Source organism: Desulfurella sp., assembly GCF_023256235.1.
Lineage (GTDB): Bacteria > Campylobacterota_A > Desulfurellia > Desulfurellales > Desulfurellaceae > Desulfurella.
In genome coordinates, this window is the sequence record NZ_JAGDWY010000038.1 from 1 (window position 1) to 2,651 (window position 2,651).

Here is a 2,651-nt window from a genome sequence, read left to right on the forward strand (position 1 = left end):
ATGGGACGGTGATCATATAGCAATGGATAATGGCAAATTTTCTTTCGAAAAACTTTTACAAAAATTTAAAGCTTCTTCAAATATTATTTCTTTATCAAAATAATTATTAATTAAACCAATATTTAGGGCTTCTTGAGCATATATCGGCTTTGCGCTAAGCAAAAGCTCCAAAGCTTTAGATTTGCCTACCAGATTTACCAATCTATAGCTTCCTCCCCAGCCTGTTGTTACACCCATTTGGACTTCTTTAAATTGGATAAAACTATCACTTTGCAAAAACCTAATGTCAAAAGCCAAAATAAATTCTGCACCACCGCCAAGTGCACTACCATTTATGCATGCTATTGTAGGAATCTGCAAATTTTCTATCTCATTTAATACACTATGCATTAAAAAAGCCATATCTTTGGCTTTTTCTTTGGAATCCAAGGTGGCAAAATAGTCAATATCGCCACCTGAGCAAAAAACATTACCCGTTGATTTAACAAGTAAAGCTTTGATATCCAAGTTTTTAATGTCGGATATAATTTGACTAAGCTCATTCATAAACTCCAAATTTATGGCATTTCTTTTCTGGTAACGGTTAAGCGTTAAAATGCCAATACCTTCAATATTATCAAAAACAGTGTAACTCATAGTTTAAATTCTGGCCTGTAAACAGCTTTTTCTGTAATAATGGCATCTATTAAGTAGTGCGGTGTAACATCAAATGCAAAATAAAGTGCCTTTGCGTTGCTTGGTGCTAAACTAATCCCATTAAAACTCAATATTTCACTACCGTCTCTTACTTCAATTTCCACATTATCCAAATTATCAAGGCTTCTATCAATAGTAGATTCTGGTGCTGCTACAAAAAATTTTACATCGTGCAACCTTGCAAGCTGCGCTAAGCTGTATGTACCAATTTTATTTGCTACATCGCCATTTTTTGCAATCCTATCAGCACCAACAATTACACAATCTATTAGCTTTTTTTTCATTAAGTAACCTGCTGTGCTATCTGTAACAATTGTATAGTCGATATTTTGATGTTGTAGCTCAAAAGCAGTTATCCTGCTTCCTTGAAAATAAGGTCTTGTTTCATCGACATAAATTTCTTCTACCAGATTATTTTGCGCTGCATATTTTATTATACCAAGAGCAGTACCAATACCACCTGTGGCAAAGCTTCCCGTATTGCAATGCGTTATAATGCGCATTTTTTTATTGAATAATACAAGTGCATTTTTCGCCATTTCATAATCAGCCTTTTTTTGGTCTTCAAAAATACCAAAAGCATTTGCCCTTACTTTTTTGATTATTTTTTCTATTGGTAAAAATGAGTTTTGCTCTACTATTTTTTTCTGACTTTCAATAGCCCATTTTAAGTTCACAGCAGTTGGTCTTGTTGCTAGAAGACTGGTATAGGCTGATAAAGAAGCCCGATTAAGTTCGTCAAAGCTTCTAGCATTTTTGATTGCAAGATAATAACCAAATGCAGCCACAATACCAATTAGTGGTGCACCCCTTATCGCCATATCCTTTATGGCTTGGCAAGTATCATTTATGTTTTCTAATTTTACTTTTTTGATATTTGGCAAAAATCTCTGGTCTATAATTATAAACTCATCATTATCATTGAATACAAAAGGACTATAGCCATCCATTTTGTCTATACCACCTTATAGTTTTATACACACCGTCAAATAAATCATGCTTTGGCTCAAAATTAAAATCATTGCAAAATTCTATATTCTCGCAAACCCATTTTTGTGCCCTAATCTCGCTTATCTTGTCAAAAAAAACCCCGCTTGCCTTTAAAAATACATTTATTATATCAAGCGCAATTCTTGGCAAAGCAACCTTTTTTATGTTTTTTGCAAGATGGTACTCAATAATACCAGCCACTTCAAAAAAATCATACCATTGACTTTCGCATATTGTGTATATTTTGGGCCCCAAAAAGCTGCTTTCAAGCACCCTATCAATTGCCTCAACCAAATCCTCAACATAAATAAAGCTTAATTTCATATTATTAATGGTAAAAAAAATGCCCGCTTCGTTTGCAAGTTTAATAATTTTATACACTTCCTGCTCTTGTGGTCCATAAATCACAGGCGGTCTTAGAATCAATAAGTTATATTTATGGGAATTTTTTAGTAATTCCAATTCTGCAAGTCTTTTTGTGTAACCATAATAGGAAACAGGCTCATTTTTTTCCAAAGGTCCTTTTGCGGCCAATGAGCTTACATATATAAGCTTGTTTATATTATATTTGGCACAAAGCTGACTTAAATTTTTTGCACCCTCAACATTTGTTTTGTAAAAGGCTTTTTTTGAGCCCTTGATTAAACCAGCTAAATGTACTACAGTGTCTACATGTGCTATAGCATTTTCTAAATCCTTAATATTTGAGATATCTCCCTGAAAGTATTCAATTCCATCAATCTTTCTTCTTGAAAAACCATAAATTTTGTATTTTTTAGATAGTTTTTCAATTGAATTTTTACCAACAAAACCACTTGCACCTGTTAGAAGTATTTTCATTTAACCCAATAAACCCTTGCTACTTTATCATTTTCTTTATATTTAATATCTAAATCACCTTTAAAAGCTCTCTGAAGAGCTTTACCAATAGCTACTGCCAGATGCTCAAATGTAGTATATACATT

3 protein-coding genes are annotated in these 2,651 nt (G+C 33.0%); all 3 read right to left on the minus strand.

What is annotated here, in order from left to right; genetic code table 11:
- Positions 1 to 12: 12 nt before the first annotated feature.
- From Q0C22_RS03965 to Q0C22_RS03975, 3 genes are read right to left on the minus strand one after another with little or no spacing between them, the layout of a single operon-like run.
- On the minus strand, positions 13 to 636 hold the full coding sequence (locus Q0C22_RS03965) for an enoyl-CoA hydratase/isomerase family protein (RefSeq protein WP_291491436.1): 624 nt from the start codon (positions 634 to 636) through the stop codon (positions 13 to 15).
- Complete coding sequence (gene mtnA / locus Q0C22_RS03970) at positions 633 to 1,646, minus strand: S-methyl-5-thioribose-1-phosphate isomerase (protein WP_291491438.1); 1,014 nt, start codon at positions 1,644 to 1,646, stop codon at positions 633 to 635. The genes Q0C22_RS03965 and mtnA overlap by 4 nt, the downstream gene beginning before the upstream one ends.
- Entirely contained in the window at positions 1,633 to 2,526 is an 894-nt protein-coding gene (locus Q0C22_RS03975; protein WP_291491440.1) for an NAD(P)-dependent oxidoreductase, read from the minus strand. The genes mtnA and Q0C22_RS03975 overlap by 14 nt, the downstream gene beginning before the upstream one ends.
- Between the last annotated feature and the right edge of the window lie 125 nt (positions 2,527 to 2,651).

Coding starts and splice junctions, on each gene's coding strand:
- Q0C22_RS03965 (WP_291491436.1), bottom strand. CDS start 636: ATGAGTTACACTGTTTTTGATAATATTGAAGGTATTGGCATTTTAACG.
- mtnA (WP_291491438.1), bottom strand. CDS start 1,646: ATGGATGGCTATAGTCCTTTTGTATTCAATGATAATGATGAGTTTATA.
- Q0C22_RS03975 (WP_291491440.1), bottom strand. CDS start 2,526: ATGAAAATACTTCTAACAGGTGCAAGTGGTTTTGTTGGTAAAAATTCA.